Here is a 17,001-nt window from a genome sequence, read left to right as displayed (position 1 = left end):
GGCGGGAGCCGCAACGCGGGGCGTCTCCTCAGGGCGAGTGCTCCGCCAGCCGGTCGAGAAACGCGGCCTGGGCCGTCACGATCACGGCCCGGGCCGCGTCCAGGCCGAACCAGCGGACCCGGTCCAGCTCCGGGAACTCCGTCAGGCGTCCGCTCTTCGGCGGCCACTCCATGGTGAAGGTGCCCGGGTCGATGGAGTCGGGATCGAAATCCCCTTCCACCGCCCACACCGTGACGATCTTGCCGCCGGTCTGCCGGACCTCGCCCAGCGGTACGGCCTCTCCGTCCGGCGGCGCCACCCCCAGTTCCTCCCGGAACTCGCGGCGGGCCGCCTCCCAGGCGGGCTCGGCCGGGTCGTACTCGCCCTTCGGGACGGTCCAGGCCCCGGCGTCGCGCCGGGCGAAAAACGGGCCGCCCATGTGTCCGAGCAGCACCTCCAAGCCCTGCTCGGTGCGCCGGAACAGCAGCAGGCCCGCGCTCCGCCGGGCCGTCACCGCCGTACCTCCGGGTGGGCGGCCAGCAGGGTCTCCACGGTGTCGGCGTCCTCCGGCCGTTTGTCCTCGCGGTAGCGGACCACGCGGGCGAAGCGGAGGGTGACGCCGGCCGGGTAGCGGGTGGAGCGCTGCAGACCGTCGTAGGCGATCTCCACGACCAGTTCCGGTCGCACGGTCACCACGTGGCCGTTGTCGGAGACCGCCAGCTCGCGCAGGCGTTCGGTCTGCCAGGCCAGCAGGGCGTCGGTCATGCCCTTGAAGGTCTTGCCGAGCATGGCGTACGAGCCGTCCGCGCGCCGGGCGCCCAGGTGCAGGTTGGAGAGCTTGCCGGTGCGGCGGCCGTGGCCCCACTCGGCGGCCAGGACCACCAGGTCGAGGGTGTGCACGGGTTTGACCTTCAGCCAGGACGCGCCGCGCCGGCCCGCGCTGTAGGGGGCGGCGAGATCCTTCACCACCACGCCCTCGTGGCCCCGGGCCAGCGTCTCGGCCAGGAACTCCTCCGCCGCGGGCAGGTCGTCGGGGCCGGACACCACCGTGCGCCGCACCCGCATCGGCTCGGGCACCAGGCGGGCCAGTTCCGCGTGCCGTTCGGAGAAGGGCAGGTCGAGCAGGTCGCGGTCGTCGACGGCGAGGGCGTCGAAGAAGACGGGGGAGACGGGGATCTGCCGTGCGACGGTCGCCACGTCCACGCGGGAGCCGACCCGTCCGGCGGTCTCCTGGAAGGAGCGCGGCCGGCCGTCCTCGTCGAAGGCGATGACCTCGCCGTCCAGGACGAAGCGCTCGCCGCGCAGCTCCAGTGCCGCCGACGTCACCTCGGGCAGCCGGTCGGTGATGTCGTCGAGGGTGCGGGTGTACAGGCGTACGGTGTCGCCGTCCCGGTGGACCTGGACGCGGATACCGTCCAGCTTCTCCTCCACCGCGCACGCGCCCAGCTTGCCGACCGCCTCGGCCACCGAGGACGCGCTGTGCGCGAGCATCGGCAGCACCGGGCGGCCGACGGTGAGCCGGAACCGGTCGAGGGCCGCCGGTCCGTCGGTGAGCAGCGCCTCGGCCACCGCTTGCAGGGAGCCCGCCAGCATCACCGCGCGGCGGACGTCGGCGGGCGGCGCGCCCGTCGCCTCGGCCAGACCCTCCACCGCGGCCGCGTCCAGCGCGCCCTGCCGCACCTCGCCGGTGAGCAGGCCGAGCAGGAACCGCTGCTCCTCCTCGGTGGCCGCGCCCATCAGCTCCCCGACCAGCCGGGCCCGCTCGGCCTGCGATCCGGGCCCGGACACCGTGCCGAGTTCGGTGAGCCGGGCGTCCACCTCGCGCACGGTCAGGGTGGGTTCGGCGGCCGGGACGACCGGGCGGCCGAGCACCTTCCAGCCGACGCCGAGCCGCCCCTGCGGCAGCCGGCCCGCCAGATACGGGATGACCACCGGGACGTCCGCCGCCTCCGCCTCGCGGAACAGCTCGGCGAGCAGCGCGGTCTTACGGGACCGCGCCGAGGTGGCGGCGACCTCCCGGGACACCTGCGCGAGCCGGGCCAGCAACATGCGTTTCATGGTGCACCGGCGGGGGCGGTTGTACACCTGCGGGGCGGGGGCGTGGTGCATCGGCGGGGCCGGTTGTACGCCCGCAGGGCGGGGCTGTGGTGCATCGGCGGGGTGGGTTCTGCACCTGCGGGGTGGGGGCGTGGTGGACCGGTGGGGTGGGTTCTGCACCTGCGGGGTGGGGGCGTGGTGGACCGGTGGGGTGGGTTCGGCCCCCGCAGGGTGGGGGGCTGGTGCACCGGCAGGGCGCGTTCCGCACCCGCGGGGCGGGGAGCTGGCGCACCGGCGGGGCCGGTTCCGCGCCCGCGGGGCGGGAGCCGTGGCGCACCGGCCAGGGCCCGGTTACACCCGTACCGCCGCGTCCAGGTCCGCCATCAGCAGCTCTCCGTTGAGGGCCGCGGCGGCGCGGTAGCCGCCGCTCGCCGCGTGCACGACCTGCTCGGCGAAGCCGATCGCGTTGCCCGCCGCCCATACCCCGGGCACGGTGGTCAGGCCGTTCGCATCCACCACGGGGTAGCTGCCGAACGGGGTCTCGTGCAGTTCGGCACCCAGCCGTTCCAGCAGCCCGGTCTGCGGCACCGCGCGCGGCGAGACGAACAGCACCTCGCGCGGGTGCACCGTGCCGTCCGCGAGCCGCACCCCGGTGAGCCGGTCGTCCTCGGCCACCAGGCCCGCCACCTCGCCGGGCACGACGGCGACCCCGGCCGCGGCCAGCCGGCGCAGGTCGACGTCGGAGAGCTCGTCCTCGGCGACCGTGTGCAGGAAGAACGTCACGTCCTTCGACCACTGGGAGACCATCAGCGCCTGGTGCACGCTCAGCGGCGTCGCGGCGAGCACACCGAAGGCCCGGTCGCGGACCTCCCAGCCGTGGCAGTACGGGCAGTGCAGCACATCGCGCCCGAACCGCTCGGCGACGCCGGGCACGGCGGGCAGCTCGTCCTTGAGCCCGGTGGTGACGACGAGCCGCCGCGCGCGCACGGTCCGGCCGCTAGCCAGGGCCACGGCGAAGTCACCGTCGTCGGCGTCGCGCGTGACGTCCACCGCCCGGTCCCGGACGAGGTCGACGCCGTAGCGGGCGATCTCCTCGCGGCCGAGCGCCAGGAACTCGGCGGGCGGCATGCCGTCCCGCGACAGATAGCCCTGCATATGGGCGGCGGGCGCGTTGCGGGGCTCGCCCGCGTCGACGACCAGGGTGCGGCGCCGGGCCCGCCCCAGGACCAGCGCGGCGGACAGGCCGGCGGTGCCGCCGCCGACGACGATCACTTCGTAGGTCTCGGACTTCTCGGTCATGGTGACCACCTCCACGCCCGACGGTCGCCCAGCCTGTGCCGTATTGACAAACAAGTTTGCCGAAACTGCAATGTGGGGCCATGAGTACCGATGACGTTCTGGCGGGCGTGGGCCCGAGGCTGCGGCGGATCCGGAAGGAGAAGGAGGTGACGCTCGCGGCGCTGTCCGAGGCGACCGGCATCTCCGTGAGCACGCTGTCGCGCCTGGAGTCGGGGCAGCGCAAGCCGTCCCTGGAGCTGCTGCTGCCGATCGCCCAGGCCCACCAGGTCCCGCTGGACGAACTGGTCGGCGCACCGCCGGTCGGGGATCCCCGGGTGCGGCCCGCCAAGCCGATCGTGTGGCACGGCCGGACGATGATCCCGCTCACCCGGCAGCCCGGCGGGCTCCAGGCGTACAAGATCATCGAGCCACGCCGGCGTCTCGAACCGTCTCCGCAGACCCACGAGGGCTACGAGTGGCTCTACGTGCTGGCCGGAAAGCTGCGCCTCGTCCTCGGTGAGCACGACGTGGTGCTCACGGCCGGCGAGGCGGCGGAGTTCGACACCCGGGTGCCGCACTGGTTCGGTTCGACGGGGGAGGGGCCGGTGGAGTTCCTGAGCCTGTTCGGGCCGCAGGGCGAGCGCATGCATGTGCGGGCGCGGCCGAAGAGCGCGTCCAGGGGGTGACCCACGCGACCGTTCCCCCGACGGGTGACCCACGCGACTGTTCCCTGATCGGCAAGCGACCGCTTAGTATGCCGTCGACCCCGGTCGGACGAAGCAGTCGCGTGGAGGCACCGCATGCAGGCATGGCACGTGCACGAGAACGGCGAGCCGAGTGAGGTGATGCGCCTGGCGGAGGCCGAGCCGCCCACGCCCGGTGACGGCCAGGTCCTGGTGAGGGTGCGCGCCGCGAACATCAACTTCCCGGACGCGCTGCTGTGCCGGGGCCAGTACCAGATCCGGCCGCCGCTGCCGTTCACCCCCGGCGTGGAGATCTGCGGCGAGATCGAGGACGGCCGCCGCGTCATCGGGAACCCGGCGCTGCCGTACGGCGGTTTCGCCGAGTACGCCGTCGCGGACGCCGCCGCCCTGCTGCCCGCGCCCGAGTCGCTGGACGACGCCGAGGCCGCCGCCCTGCACATCGGCTACCAGACCGGCTGGTTCGGCCTGCACCGGCGGGCCGGGCTGGAAGCCGGGGAGACGCTGCTCGTCCACGCCGCCGCCGGAGGGGTCGGCAGCGCGGCCGTCCAGCTCGGCAAGGCGGCCGGCGCCACCGTCATCGGGGTCGTCGGCGGCGCCGAGAAGGCCGCCGTCGCCCGCGAGCTGGGCTGTGACGTGGTGATCGACCGGCGGGCCGAGGACGTCGTCGCCGCCGTCAAGGAGGCCACCGGCGGCCGGGGCGCCGACGTGATCTACGACCCGGTCGGCGGCGAGGCCTACACCCAGTCCGCCAAGACGGTCGCCTTCGAGGGGCGGATCGTGGTCGTCGGCTTCGCCAGCGGCACCATCCCGAGCCCCGCCCTCAACCACGCCCTGGTGAAGAACTACTCGATCCTCGGCCTGCACTGGGGCCTGTACAACACCAAGAACCCGAAGCTGGTCCGGCACTGCCACGACCAGCTCACCGAGCTGGCCGCCCGGGGCGCGATCAAGCCGCTGGTGAGCGAGCGCGTACCGCTGAGCGAGGCCGCGACCGCCGTGCAGAAGGTGGCGGACGGCCGCAGCACCGGCCGGATCGCCGTCGTGATGGAGGAGGCCCGATGACCGACGCCGCCGAACTGCGCCGCCGCACCCAGGAGCTGCTGGCCGCGCATCCGCCTGCCGGCACCGAGCGGCTGGACTTCCTGCGGGCCCGCTTCGACGCCGGACTCGCCTGGGTGCACTTCCCGGAGGGCCTCGGCGGACTGGGCGCCCCGCGCTCCCTCCAGGCCGTCGTCGACGCCGAACTGGAGGCGGCGGGCGCCCCCGACAACGACCCGCGGCGCAACGGCATCGGCCTCGGCATGGCCGCCCCGACCATCCTCCAGTACGGCACGGAGGAGCAGAAGCGGCGCTTCCTGCGGCCCCTGTGGACCGGCGAGGAGGTGTGGTGCCAGCTGTTCAGCGAGCCCGGCGCCGGATCCGACCTCGCCGCGCTCGGCACCCGGGCCGTCCGGGAGGGCGACGACTGGGTGGTCAACGGGCAGAAGGTGTGGACGTCCAGCGCGCATCTCGCCCGCTGGGCCATCCTCATCGCCCGCACCGATCCGGGCGTGCCCAAGCACAAGGGCATCACCTACTTCCTCTGCGACATGACCGACCCCGGCGTCGAGGTGCGCCCGCTGCGGCAGATCACCGGCGAGGCCGAGTTCAACGAGGTCTTCCTCACCGACGTCCGCATCCCCGACTCCCGGCGCCTCGGCGAGATCGGCGACGGCTGGCGGGTCGCCCAGACCACCCTGAACAACGAACGCGTCGCCATCGGCGGCATGCGCGTCCCGCGCGAGGGCGGCATGATCGGCCCGGTCTCGAAGGCCTGGCGGGAACGCCCCGAACTGCGCACCCACGACCTGCACCAGCGGCTGCTCACCCTGTGGGTGGAGGCCGAGGTCGCCCGCCTCACCGGCGAACGCCTGCGCCAGCAGCTCATCGCCGGACAGCCCGGCCCGGAGGGCGCCGGCATGAAGCTGGCCTTCGCCCGCCTCAACCAGGCGATCAGCGGCCTGGAGGTGGAACTCCTCGGCGAGGAGGGCCTGGCGTACGACGACTGGACCATGCGCCGGCCGGAACTGGTCGACTTCACCGGCCGGGAGGCCGGGTACCGCTATCTGCGCTCCAAGGGCAACAGCATCGAGGGCGGGACCAGCGAGGTCCTGCTGAACATCGTCGCCGAGCGCGTCCTCGGCCTGCCCGCCGAACCGCGCACCGACAAGGACGTCGCCTGGAAGGACCTCGCCCGATGACCGAACCCGACCTGCTGTACGCGGAGGAGGAAGAGGCGCTGCGCGCCGCCGTCCGGGACCTCCTCACCGACCACTGCGACGCGGCCGCCGTGCTCGCGCGCACCGAGTCGGACGCCCCGCACGACCTCCAGCTGTGGAAGGCGCTCACCGACGGCATGGGTCTCGCCGGGCTGCTGGTGCCCGAGGAGCGCGGCGGCCAGGGCGCCACCCACCGCGAAGCCGCCGTGGTGCTGGAGGAGCTGGGGCGCGCGGTCGCGCCGGTGCCCTATCTGACCAGCGCGGTCGTCGCCACCGAGGCGCTGCTGGCCTGCGACGACGCCGACGACCTGGTCGCGGAGCTGGCGTCCGGCCGGCGCATCGGCGCCCTCGCCGTCGCGCTGAACGTGGCGGCGGGCGGCACCGTGAAGGCCGTACGCGTGGAGAACGGGGCGCTGCACGGGGAGCTGACCGGCATCGCGGACGCCGCCGTCGCCGACGTCCTGCTCGTGCCCGGGGACGACGGCGGGCTGTACGCGGTCGACGCCGCCGCCGCGACCGTCACCCCGCAGGTGTCGCTCGACCTCACCCGGCCGCTGGCGACGGTCGCCCTCGACGCAGCCCCGGCCCGCCGGATCGGCGCCGCCGGACCAGCCGTACGCCGGGCCCTGCGCAGCGCGGCCGGGCTGCTCGCCTCCGAGCAACTGGGCGTCGCGGACTGGACGTTGACCGAGACGGTCCGCTACCTCAAGGACCGCAAGCAGTTCAACCGGCCGGTCGGCGGATTCCAGGCGCTCAAGCACCGCCTGGCCCAGCTGTGGCTGGAGATCGTCCATCTGCGGGCCGCCGCCCGCGCGGCCGCCGACGCCCTCGCGACCGGCGAGGACACCGAGACGGCGGTCGCGGTCGCCCAGGCCTACGCCGCCCCCGTCGCCGTCCGCGCCGCCGAGGAGGCGCTGCAACTGCACGGCGGCATCGGCATGACCTGGGAGCACCCGATCCATCTGTATCTGAAGCGGGCCAAGGCCGACTCGATCGCCTACGGCACCGCGGGCGCCCACCGCACGGCGCTGGCCGAACTGGTGGACCTCCAGGCGCCCTGACGTACCGCCTCCGGGAAAAGCCCGCCCGACCAGGGGCGGGCTTTTTCGTGTGCGCCCCTCCGGCGAAGTGAACACCTGACGGCACTCCGGCCAACTCACCGCCCGCACACGTTTGTTGGGGCCCCGTCAACCGCATACTCGCTGCGTCCCCGTCCGGCACCTCAAGGGAGGCAGCGCAATGGCCCTCACCACCCGCCGCAGAGCCCTCACCACCCTCGGCGCCGCCCTCGCGGGCACCGTCGCCCTGCCCGCGGGCAGCGCGCTCGCGGACGAACAGCGGTCCGGCGAACGGCGTCACAGTCCGCGCCCGTTGTGGCGCGCCCACGCCCACAACGACTACGAGCACCCGCGCCCCCTCCTCGACGCCCTCGACCACCGCTTCGGCAGCGTCGAGGCGGACATCTTCCTCGTCGGCGACCAACTCCTCGTCGCCCACGACCCGGAAGACCTCGACCCGGCCCGCACCCTGGAGGCGCTCTACCTCGACCCGCTCGCCGCCCGCGTCCGCGCGAACCGCGGCGCCGTGTACCGCGGCCACCCGGGCTCCCTCCAGCTGCTCATCGACCTCAAGACCGAGGGCTCCGCGACCTACCGGGAACTCGACCGGCATCTGCGCCGCTACCGGCACCTGTTCACCACGTACGCCCACGGCCATGTGCTCCCGGGCCCGGTGACCGCCGTGATCTCCGGCGACCGGGCGGCCCGCGCTCCCATGGAGGCGCAGACCGTCCGCCGGGCCTTCTACGACGGCCGGCTCACCGACCTCGGCGGCCCCGCGCCCGCCTCCTTCATCCCGCTGATCAGCGACAACTGGACGCGGCAGTTCACCTGGCAGGGCGTGGGCGCCTTCCCCGAGGCGGAGCGGAAGAAGCTGCACACCATCGTGCGGGCGGCGCACGCGCGCGGGCAGCGGGTGCGCTTCTGGGCCACCCCCGACCTGCCCGGTCCCGAGCGGGACGCGGTGTGGACCGAACTGCTCGCCGCCGGCGTCGACCACCTCAACACCGACGACCTCGCTGGCCTGGAGGCCTTCCTCGACGCCCACCGCCCGGCGTAGAACCACACGTTCGGAGGACAGGTCAGCCGCCCGGACGAACCCTCCGCTACGCCACACTTACGGCCGAACGCCGTGAACCGGACGCGTGACGGCGTGGCGGAGGAGGTTGACGATGGCCGTTTCCATCTCTGTGGTGCTGCTGCTCCTGATCCTGGCGGTGATCTTCCTGCGCAACGGAGGACTGAAGATCTCCCATGCGCTGGTCTGCCTGCTGCTCGGCTTCTACCTGGCCAGCACGAGCGTGGCCCCCACGATCCACAGCGGTCTGACGGCGACCGCGGACATCGTCAGCAGCCTCAGACCCTGAGATCTGGGGCATGCGGATCCCAGAGTGCCGCTGAGGGAAGATCCCCGTGCCGGACGGCTCTGAGGCTGCTGCGGTAGGGCGGTGTGCTTGCGGTCAGGCCATGTAGAGCGGCATCTGGGACGCTGTGTCGCAGTGCCCCGCCTGTGCCCGTGCGGGTGCAGTTGGACCTTTCCGTCACACTGGCCCGGCGAGTTGACTACCGTTGTGTGCTGTGTACGACAGTAGAGAGGCCGCGCCCGCCAATCTCCCCGATGAAGGGCTGGTACGCCGGGCGAAGGCACTTGCCTGCACGGCCCCCTTACAGGCGCTGGACGAGAACAAGGGCAGCCTGCGCTGGGTGGACGCGGGGATCTACCAGCTGGCCGAGATCGCCCTGCACACCATCGATCAGGTCACCATCTCGATGGATTTCGACTCCGGGGCAAGTCAAGACAAGGTCCTCGACCAGGTGGAGCGCTTTGTCGCACTCCAGGCACCGGACCGCGGAGTCGAGGAACATCGAAAGGTGGCGCGCCATGTACTGCAGCGACTGATCAACGTTGGCACCGTGGATCGGAGTTTCAGCGAGACCTACGGGTCGGTCGACGAAGATGGTGTCTACCGGCGCTACGCCTTCGAGTTCAACCTGCTGGTCGAGCGGGCGGGTCCGGAAGGAAACGTCTACCTCCGTGCCACGGACGAGGCGATCAACGTCCTGGTCGGTGCGCTCGACACGGACGTGGAGTCGGCGCAGATCGCAGCAGAGGTGAAGCTCGGCAGTCTGATCAAGCGTGGCAGGCTCGCCGAGGCGAAACTCGCAGCCGAGCAGGCCCGTTACCGTACGGTGCAGTACGGAGAGATGCTGCGCCAGCTGTTGGACGCCACCACGCGGGACGTGCGTTCGGTGGACTGGGAGCACGAGGTGCCGGAGCTGCTCGCGAACGCGCTGGAGCACATCGAGGAACGCTACGCGTACGAGCACCGCATCCTGCGCAACATCAGCGAGGCGCGCGACAAGTCCGACGAGCCCCTTCAGAAGCAACGCGCCGCGGAGCTGGTCAGCATCGTCCGTGACTGCATCCGCCGCCATATGCAGTTGCAGAAGAGGCTGCTCACGGCCCGCTCCTTATTCCGGGAGGAGCAGGACCGGCAGCAGTTCGCCGAGCTTCCTCGACGCGCCGTACTCGATCTCCACGGGCAGGTACTCAGACCGCTTCTGGGACTGTCCCTCAGAGACGCTCTTCTGGTCAGTGAGGGGTTCTTCCGGGCCGCCGTCGGTCCCGAACCTCCCGCTCTGCTTGGCCTGCCGTCCCTGGTCGCTCGGTTGCTCAAGCCTGCACCGGAACGTGAGCGGCTTGGCGAGGAGATTCCAGAGCCCCTCCTGGAGGAGACGGCGGAGAAGCCTCCTTTCACCCTGGAGGACTGGGCCGTCACCGATGCGTTGCTCGATCTGCGTGGCGCGCCGCGACCGCTGAGCGACCTACTGACTGAGGCCGGGCAGACGGCGCCCAGTACGGCCGCACTGCTTCTGCACCGTGCGGTCAACGCGTTCAGTCCGCCGATCGACGAACGGATCCAGCGGGGCGATTCCCACGTCCTCGTCGGAGTGCGCACTGGAGACCCGCTCGACTTTCCCCGTTTCGGCGGGGACGACCTGCTGCTCTACTCGGCTGCGATCACCACGCCGCTCGACGCCGACTCGGGCCACACCCCCGTTCCCGAGGACGCCGCCGAATGAGTGACACCATCACTGTCTCCGACGCGGAGGGCGCGGCCCAGCTGGTCGCTTACGGCATGCGCCCTCGCCTGCACCCCTCCCAGGACCACGACTACGGGAGCCTCGTCCGCCGCTATCGCGAGGACGACGGCTTCCGGTTCCTGACCGACCGGATCGCGTTCAGCCTTGGCCTCCACGTGGTCAACGTCAGCCCCGCCACCGGCGCTGTACTGGGGGCCGTGGAAGGATCGGCATTCGAGACGAAGATCGAGGACTACGCCCGTACATCACGCCACCGCGGAGACGGCGAAAAAGCGCTGCACGGAATCATCCACCTCGCGGTGGCTGCCCTGGCTTTTCCCCGCCCCGCCGACCTGGACGATGACGGCTACATCGGCAGGGTGAAGGCAAGCCTGGTGGACGAGACTGTCCGGGAAATCTGCCGGCAACTGCAACGACGGGCGGAGGAGACGGAGAGCCCCGAGGACGCCCCGTCCGACACACCGCAGCTGGAGCGAGCGTGGCGCGCCTACGCCCGTCGGCCCGAAACCTCCGAGACCAAGGACAAGCGCGCAGCCCTGAATTCGACCAGGGCGATGACGTCCCGCGCGCTGCGCTTCCTCGAGGACCATGGCCTTCTGGTGTTGGTCGAGGACATCGACGCCGAGGAAAGGGTCTACCGCACCACGCCGCGGTACCAGGTGCAGGTGCGTGACCTCGCGTCCACCACCGCCTTCACGGAACTGCTGCGCCTCGGCATCGTCCCTCCGATCACGGATCCGACCGGCACGCTGCGGGCCGGTGTTCCTGGTGCGCGGGACCCTGAGCCGAACGACGTGCCGAAGGCCGACGCCGATGTATGAGCTGTCCCGGGTGGTGCTCCAGTCCGTCGGTCCGGCCGGAGCCCGGTATCAGGACGTTCTTCTGGACTTCAGTGCAGTCGGACGACCCGTCTCAGGCCCCCAGATGTCGCTGTTCAGCGCCGGAGCTCCAGTGCGGCGTCCTTCGCCGGCGACCGTTCTCTTCCTCGAGAACGGAGGAGGTAAGTCGGTCCTGATCAAGTTGATCTTCTCTGTGATCCTTCCCGGACGGCGGCAGGTCGTCGGCGCGACCGGAGGCGGTGTCCTTGAACGCTTCGTTCTGCCCAAGGACACGGCGCACGTAGTGCTGGAGTGGACGCATGCCCGCAGTGGCCGGCGACTGATCACCGGCAAGGTGCTGGAGTGGAAGGACCAGCGGGAGTCTTCCGACCCGCGGAATCTGCTTGAACGCTGGTATCACTTCCGTCCCACAGCCAGGCTGGGCTTGGACAGCCTTCCCTTCTCGTCCAGCAACCGCTACCTCAGACAGGCCGCGTACCTGAACGAGCTCGCGACGGCCAACGCCGCCGATCCCACCATGGAGTACGACGACTTCGACCGTCAGGGCGAGTGGACCGAACGGCTGGCCGAACTGGGCCTGGACCCCGAGCTGTTCAGGTATCAGCGCAGCATGAACGCTGACGAGGGCGAGGCGGCGGAAGCGTTCTCCTTCACCAGCGACATGGCCTTCGTGAACTTCCTGCTGGGCGCTGTCCTGCCCGTCGGCCCAGCCCGGGAACTCGCGGATCTGCTGGACACCTATGCAGGCCGACTCCATCTGCGCAGCGAACTGCTTCTCGAACGTGACTTCGCCCAAGGGGCACTTGACATCCTGCAGCCCTTGGCCGAAGCGCGTCAGAGTGCCGACCAGACGCGCGAACAGAGGACGGCCGCGGGCCGGCGCATGGCCGTCCTGCTGCGGCGACTGAGCGCCCGCGCCGCAGCCGAGGCCGCCGCCGTCCAGCGCATCCAGCAGGAGAGCACACAACTTGCCGCCGAGCGGGGGAAGCAGCAGGCCGAGTACAACCGGCTGGCAGCGGTCACCGTGGAGCTGGAGCGTCTACTGGCGCGGCTCCGCTGGGAGGACGCGGCCTCGGAGTACGCGAGCGCGGAGTCCGAGGCCCGGCGGGCCGAGGCGGTGGCAGCGGCCTGGGCGATCACCCCGACGCTCCTACGGCAGCTCACGGCAGAGCAGCGGCTGAGCAACCTCCGCGCAGTGGTGGCGGCCGCCGAGGAGGCCGCACAGCCCGCGCTGGCGGCCCGGGACCGGGCGGCGGCGCGGCTCGTCGGCGCTCTTCGCGACGCCGTGCAGCGCCTGCTCGGCAAGGCGGGAGAGATCGAGTCCACCGCACAGACGGTCGCCGCTCAGGCTGAGGCCGACCAGGCGGAGCACAACGCGGCCCTCGGCCGCTCGATCGGCCAGCTGAAGGAGGCCGAGTCGGCCGAGCAGCGTGTGCGCGAGGTGCACGACGCGATCGCGACCGCCGTCCGGGACGGAGTGCTCCCGCCCGACACCCCCGCGGCGACCGCAGTGGACCAGGCCACTGCCGCCGCCGCGGAGAATGCCAGCCGACTCGACGTGCTGGAAGCCGAGGCCAAGCGGCTCGAAGCCGAGCAACAGGCCGCCGCGCAGGCCGTCCGGGAAGCGGAGGCGCGTCTGGCCCTACTGCACCGGTCGTTCGACGCGGCCACACAGGACTGGGAAGCTGCGGCAGCGCGGACGCAGGCGCTGAGCACGGATGCCGCCTTCACGGATCTGCTCGGGCACGGGCCCGGGGACCTGGACACGGCCGCAGAGGCGCTCCGGAGCCGACTGGCAGAGGTACACGACAAGGCCGTCGCTGAGATCACGGATCTGCGCGTGGCCGAGGCACAGGACGAGCGATCCCGGATCGCCCTGGAGAGCACCGAGCTGCTGCCCGCATCCCCCGAGGCGGTGCGTGTCAAGGCAATCCTCTCGGACGGTGGCATCACAGCCTGGACCGGCTGGGAGTACCTCGCGGCGATACCGGATGTGGACCGACGCCGTGCCCTCGTCCGGCAGGTGCCTCAGCTCGCCGGGGGTGTTCTGCTCAACAACCCGGCGCAGCTCGATGCGGCGCGGGAACTCATCAGCAGCCGGGAACCGCACCCGAGCGTGTTCCTGGCGGTGGGCACCACGGAAGCCGTGGACCAGGAGCATCTCCAGGTCAGCGGGGTCGACTTCGTTGTCCCGCCGCACCCGGCGCTGTACGACGAGCGGTCCGCCGATGTGGAACGCCGTCTGGTCAGGCAGCGCCACGAACGGCGCGAAGAGCGCCTGGCTGAGCTTTCCGAGCGGCGGAGCTCCGCCGCCAGACTGTCGGCCCGCCTCCAGGAGTGGCGCAGGGAATTCCCGCCGGGTCGCCTGGCCGAGCTTCAGGACCGGCTGCAAGCCCAGCGTCGGCTCGTCGACGGCGGTGAGCGCGAAGTCGAGGAACTGCGCGTGGCGCGTGATGCGGTGGCGCAGGCCCGTACGGCGGTCGTGGAGGAGGCCGAACCGGTCCGGGCTGCCCAGCGGGGCCTGGACGAACGGGTCCACCGCCTGCGCTCACTCGCAGACCAGGAGGCTCGGGTCCCCGGGTGGGAGAGCACCGCCACCCTGCATCGGGAAGCCGGCGCGCGCGAACGACAGGCGGCCAAGAATGCCGAAGAGAAAGCCCGGCACGGTCGCGAGCAAGCCGCCGGCCTGCTACGTGAGGCAGACGGACTACGTGCCTCCGCCAGTCGGCTCCGGGAGGAACTGGGCGGCCTCCCCACGGACGCGGAAGCGGCAGCAACACCGGAACAGGCCGGCGCACCGCTGGAGGTGCTGCGACGCGACTACGCGAACGCAGCCGAGGCCTACCTGCGAGCGTCGGTCGGGGACCAGCTCCTCGCGGACCTCCAGCAGGCCGAGGGCGAAGCGAGTCAGATCGCGACAGAACTCACCGATCACCCGCCTTCTGTCGTCGAGCTGGCCCGGAACCTGCTGGACGGCCCGGAAGGCGCAGACGCCGCCTCCCGCGAGCTGGCCCGCAGGCTCGCGGATCAGGCGGCACCGGAATTGCGGAGCCGGGCTGCCGAACTGAGCGCACGGGAGACCATCAGGAAGGAGGAGTTCGAGAAGTTCGTCACCCCCGTTGCCGAGGTCGACCTGACTCCGTTCGAAAGGCCGCGCCATGTCGGTCACGGTCTGCGGCTCGTCGAAGAGGCGAAGCAGGCGCGAGAGAGGGCCCGGCAGGTGGTGGAGGACTTGGACCGGCACGACCGGTGGTTGAAGGAGTCTCTGCAACATGCTCAGACTGCCCGTCTGGGGTTCGAGCACCTCTTGCTGGGCGGGGAGGAGTTCTCGGAGTTCGAACCCGCAGAGCTGATCGATCCGGAACCGTTCGAGGGCGACCTGTCCGCCGCAAGAGCGGACCACCAGGTAGCCAGGACGGCCCATGACGATGCGCGCAAACGGCAGGTGGCGGCGGAGGATGAGGAGCGCCGGTACGCCGACCGGCTTGTCCGCCATGCCAGCCGGGATCAGTTCCTGACACTGGAAACCAACAGCCGCAAGATCATTCTTGCCGGCGAGCGGGCGGAGCTCCCCAAGCGTGCCGCCGAGTGGGCCGCTGCCCTGCGCGGACGCCTCCGGTCGCTCACCGACGACCTGGAGACGATCGACCGCCATCGCAAGGCGATCGTCCAACAGCTGGCACAACAGGTCGCCGACGCGCTGGACACACTGCGGCGCGCAGAGCGGTTCTCCCGGCTACCGAAGGGACTCGGCGACTGGTCCGGCCAGAAGTTTCTCAGGATCAAGTTCGCAGAGATCTCCGAAGAGGCCCTGATGGACCGCATGGGCCTGCTCGTGGACGATACGGCCAAGAGCACTGTGCAAGCCGTCGCCGCGGGTCGTGAACCGAAGCGCGACGGTATCTCTCTGATCCTGAAGGGGGTCGCGGCGGCCGGAGCGCCGAAGGGATTCAAGGTGACGATCCTCAAGCCCGACACCGTACTGCGCACGGACCGGGTCTCCGTGTCCGACATCCGGGCGGTGTTCTCCGGCGGTCAGATTCTCACCACCGCCATCATGCTGTACTGCACCATGGCCGCGCTGCGTGCCAACGACCGAGGCCGGGTCGGCAACCAGCACTCCGGCGTACTCTTCCTGGACAACCCGATCGGCCGGGCGTCTGCCACCTACCTGCTGAGACTTCAGCAGTCCGTCGCCCGCATGCTCGGTGTCCAACTCATCTACACCACCGGACTCTTCGATACCACGGCGTTGGACACCTTCCCCTTGGTGATCAGACTGCGCAACGACGCCGACCTCCGCGCACGGCGCAAGTACCTGTCCGTGGACGAGGTCTTCGGGCGCTACCTGGACGAATCCCTGTCGACGGCGGGTGGTCCACAGATCTCGGCAGCCCGCTACTTCACCAAGGATGAAAGACCCGATGAGAGCGAATGACCTTCCTGCCCCGGCCGAAGACCCGAGCGAGGAGGCGCTTGAACTCCTGACCTTGCTGTATGAGCAACAGCTCGATCGCGGCTGGAAGGGAACCACGGAGAAACGCGTGTCGATTGCTGACGTAAAGACGTCATTTTATCGCATGGCGCGATTTACCGGAAACGAGAAGGAGCTGCCGAACCGGGTGCTCTCGGGATACCTACGTCAACTCGCTGATGCCGCCCGGATAAAGACCTCACCCAAGACAGATGGCGAAAGAATTCCGCTACCCCTGACAATCAGCCTGGCGCCCATGCGCTCCGCCGGCAAAAGCATCCCGCCGATGCCACCCTGGCACAGCAAACTGTCGTGGGTCGAGGACTACTGGGCCTTGCCGCACACCACGGGCAAGATCCGCGCCGCCTATGAGGCGCTGAACACCTGGCTGCACCGTGGGAACGAGGGCATGCGGATCCCCCTTCGCGAGCGGGCGTTGAAGATCTTCGGACAGCATCACTACTTCCAGCAGCCGAAGCACCCGGCGGAGAAAGTCTTCGACACGTTGAAGGCGAAGCCGCTCTTCTCTGACAAGAAGCGGTTGCTGAGCCTGATCAGTTCCTTCCAAGTCGATCCGCCGTTGCTCACCAAAGAATTCCGCTCGACCCAACTGGAAGAGGACAGCGGATACCACATAATCGGCAAAGGGCGTGTACTCCTCGTCGTCGAGAACTCCACCACCTATTGGTCGATCTCCCACATGCTCCGGCACATCGACCACCGGATCGGCCATGTCGCCTGGGGTATCGGCCGCACCTTCCAGAGGTCCATCGGGAGCATCACTCCGAAGAACCAGGTCTCCGACATCGTCTATTTCGGAGACCTCGACGTCAGCGGCCTGAGCATTCCGGTCGGAGCCGGTAGGCACGCCCCTGCCGGCCTCCCGCCGATCCGCCCGGCCGTCGAGCTGTACGACGCGCTGCTCCAGCTCGGCACACCGGGCCGCTGTCTGCCCAAGGAGGCGAAGATCGCGCCCGCAAGAGCACAGGAACTGGCCACCTGGCTCCACCCCAGGCACCGCGACGCGGCCTGTGCCCTCATGCTGCGCGGCGAGCGGCTGGCGCAGGAGTGGGTCAGCTTCGACCACCTGAGCACCGACCAGCGTTGGTACGCGGATGTGCGGTGACGTAACTCCCATGGTGCGTAAGGCGTTTACAAGCTGACCGGCGACCGGCGGCCAGACGCAGCCGGCTGAATCCTCGGCGCGAAGCCGAGCCCATGAGAGGCGAGTTGGGTGACCCTTCCGGAGGACTCGGCTGGTGGGATGTC

The 17,001-nt window shown here is 70.7% G+C and carries 13 protein-coding genes; 10 read left to right on the top strand and 3 right to left on the bottom strand.

The features are described from left to right. Window positions 1–28: 28 nt before the first annotated feature. The 3 genes from ACZ42A_RS35195 to ACZ42A_RS35185 all read right to left on the bottom strand — a co-directional run bounded on the left by ACZ42A_RS35195 (window position 29) and on the right by ACZ42A_RS35185 (window position 3,315). Complete coding sequence (locus ACZ42A_RS35195) at window positions 29–493, bottom strand: NUDIX hydrolase (protein ID WP_468531397.1); 465 nt, start codon at window positions 491–493, stop codon at window positions 29–31. Continuing rightward, window positions 490–2,028 (bottom strand): ATP-dependent DNA ligase, encoded by a 1,539-nt coding sequence (locus ACZ42A_RS35190; RefSeq protein WP_468531396.1) that lies wholly within the window; start codon window positions 2,026–2,028, stop codon window positions 490–492. The genes ACZ42A_RS35195 and ACZ42A_RS35190 overlap by 4 nt, the downstream gene beginning before the upstream one ends. Before the next feature lie 339 nt (window positions 2,029–2,367). Beyond that, window positions 2,368–3,315, bottom strand: coding sequence for an NAD(P)/FAD-dependent oxidoreductase (locus ACZ42A_RS35185; protein WP_468531395.1), 948 nt, complete (start codon window positions 3,313–3,315; stop codon window positions 2,368–2,370). 80 nt (window positions 3,316–3,395) lie between these two features. On the opposite strand from ACZ42A_RS35185, the gene ACZ42A_RS35180 reads away from it, so the two are divergent. The 10 genes from ACZ42A_RS35180 to ACZ42A_RS35135 all read left to right on the top strand — a co-directional run bounded on the left by ACZ42A_RS35180 (window position 3,396) and on the right by ACZ42A_RS35135 (window position 16,858). Beyond that, window positions 3,396–3,980 (top strand): helix-turn-helix domain-containing protein, encoded by a 585-nt coding sequence (locus ACZ42A_RS35180; RefSeq protein WP_468531394.1) that lies wholly within the window; start codon window positions 3,396–3,398, stop codon window positions 3,978–3,980. Window positions 3,981–4,094: 114 nt separating this feature from the next. Beyond that, window positions 4,095–5,060, top strand: coding sequence for an NADPH:quinone oxidoreductase family protein (locus ACZ42A_RS35175; protein ID WP_468531393.1), 966 nt, complete (start codon window positions 4,095–4,097; stop codon window positions 5,058–5,060). Next, window positions 5,057–6,238, top strand: coding sequence for an acyl-CoA dehydrogenase family protein (locus ACZ42A_RS35170; RefSeq protein ID WP_468531392.1), 1,182 nt, complete (start codon window positions 5,057–5,059; stop codon window positions 6,236–6,238). Before ACZ42A_RS35175 ends, ACZ42A_RS35170 begins: the two co-directional genes overlap by 4 nt. Continuing rightward, window positions 6,235–7,317 carry an acyl-CoA dehydrogenase family protein gene (locus ACZ42A_RS35165; RefSeq protein WP_468531391.1) on the top strand — a complete coding sequence of 361 codons (1,083 nt, stop codon included), beginning with the start codon at window positions 6,235–6,237 and terminating at the stop codon, window positions 7,315–7,317. Before ACZ42A_RS35170 ends, ACZ42A_RS35165 begins: the two co-directional genes overlap by 4 nt. A 178-nt stretch (window positions 7,318–7,495) precedes the next feature. Then, on the top strand, window positions 7,496–8,374 hold the full coding sequence (locus ACZ42A_RS35160; protein ID WP_468531390.1) for a phosphatidylinositol-specific phospholipase C/glycerophosphodiester phosphodiesterase family protein: 879 nt from the start codon (window positions 7,496–7,498) through the stop codon (window positions 8,372–8,374). A gap of 112 nt (window positions 8,375–8,486) precedes the next feature. Then, window positions 8,487–8,681: a hypothetical protein gene (locus ACZ42A_RS35155; protein WP_365768608.1), complete on the top strand. Its 195-nt coding sequence runs from the start codon at window positions 8,487–8,489 to the stop codon at window positions 8,679–8,681. A gap of 211 nt (window positions 8,682–8,892) precedes the next feature. Next, window positions 8,893–10,398 (top strand): hypothetical protein, encoded by a 1,506-nt coding sequence (locus ACZ42A_RS35150; protein WP_468531389.1) that lies wholly within the window; start codon window positions 8,893–8,895, stop codon window positions 10,396–10,398. Beyond that, window positions 10,395–11,240 (top strand): hypothetical protein, encoded by an 846-nt coding sequence (locus ACZ42A_RS35145; RefSeq protein WP_468531388.1) that lies wholly within the window; start codon window positions 10,395–10,397, stop codon window positions 11,238–11,240. Before ACZ42A_RS35150 ends, ACZ42A_RS35145 begins: the two co-directional genes overlap by 4 nt. A gap of 103 nt (window positions 11,241–11,343) precedes the next feature. Next, the gene (locus tag ACZ42A_RS35140) at window positions 11,344–15,696 is read left to right on the top strand and encodes a hypothetical protein (protein WP_468531387.1); all 4,353 of its coding nucleotides are present in this window, start codon (window positions 11,344–11,346) and stop codon (window positions 15,694–15,696) included. After that, a complete protein-coding gene (locus ACZ42A_RS35135; protein WP_468531386.1) occupies window positions 15,683–16,858 on the top strand; it encodes a Wadjet anti-phage system protein JetD domain-containing protein in 1,176 nt (391 codons plus the stop codon). The genes ACZ42A_RS35140 and ACZ42A_RS35135 overlap by 14 nt, the downstream gene beginning before the upstream one ends. The last annotated feature ends 143 nt before the right edge of the window (window positions 16,859–17,001 follow it).

Source organism: Streptomyces sp. NPDC030838, assembly GCF_055572035.1.
The sequence above is the reverse complement of the archived record's forward strand: the minus strand, read 5'-3'. Positions and strand labels throughout refer to the sequence as shown.

What these genes read in the sequence shown, in the direction of transcription:
- ACZ42A_RS35190 (WP_468531396.1), bottom strand. Translation starts at nt 2,028, where the DNA reads ATGTTGCTGGCCCGGCTCGCGCAGGTGTCCCGGGAGGTCGCCGCCACC.
- ACZ42A_RS35185 (WP_468531395.1), bottom strand. Translation starts at nt 3,315, where the DNA reads ATGACCGAGAAGTCCGAGACCTACGAAGTGATCGTCGTCGGCGGCGGC.
- ACZ42A_RS35180 (WP_468531394.1), top strand. Translation starts at nt 3,396, where the DNA reads ATGAGTACCGATGACGTTCTGGCGGGCGTGGGCCCGAGGCTGCGGCGG.
- ACZ42A_RS35175 (WP_468531393.1), top strand. Translation starts at nt 4,095, where the DNA reads ATGCAGGCATGGCACGTGCACGAGAACGGCGAGCCGAGTGAGGTGATG.
- ACZ42A_RS35170 (WP_468531392.1), top strand. Translation starts at nt 5,057, where the DNA reads ATGACCGACGCCGCCGAACTGCGCCGCCGCACCCAGGAGCTGCTGGCC.
- ACZ42A_RS35165 (WP_468531391.1), top strand. Translation starts at nt 6,235, where the DNA reads ATGACCGAACCCGACCTGCTGTACGCGGAGGAGGAAGAGGCGCTGCGC.
- ACZ42A_RS35160 (WP_468531390.1), top strand. Translation starts at nt 7,496, where the DNA reads ATGGCCCTCACCACCCGCCGCAGAGCCCTCACCACCCTCGGCGCCGCC.
- ACZ42A_RS35155 (WP_365768608.1), top strand. Translation starts at nt 8,487, where the DNA reads ATGGCCGTTTCCATCTCTGTGGTGCTGCTGCTCCTGATCCTGGCGGTG.
- ACZ42A_RS35145 (WP_468531388.1), top strand. Translation starts at nt 10,395, where the DNA reads ATGAGTGACACCATCACTGTCTCCGACGCGGAGGGCGCGGCCCAGCTG.
- ACZ42A_RS35140 (WP_468531387.1), top strand. Translation starts at nt 11,344, where the DNA reads ATGTCGCTGTTCAGCGCCGGAGCTCCAGTGCGGCGTCCTTCGCCGGCG.
- ACZ42A_RS35135 (WP_468531386.1), top strand. Translation starts at nt 15,683, where the DNA reads ATGAGAGCGAATGACCTTCCTGCCCCGGCCGAAGACCCGAGCGAGGAG.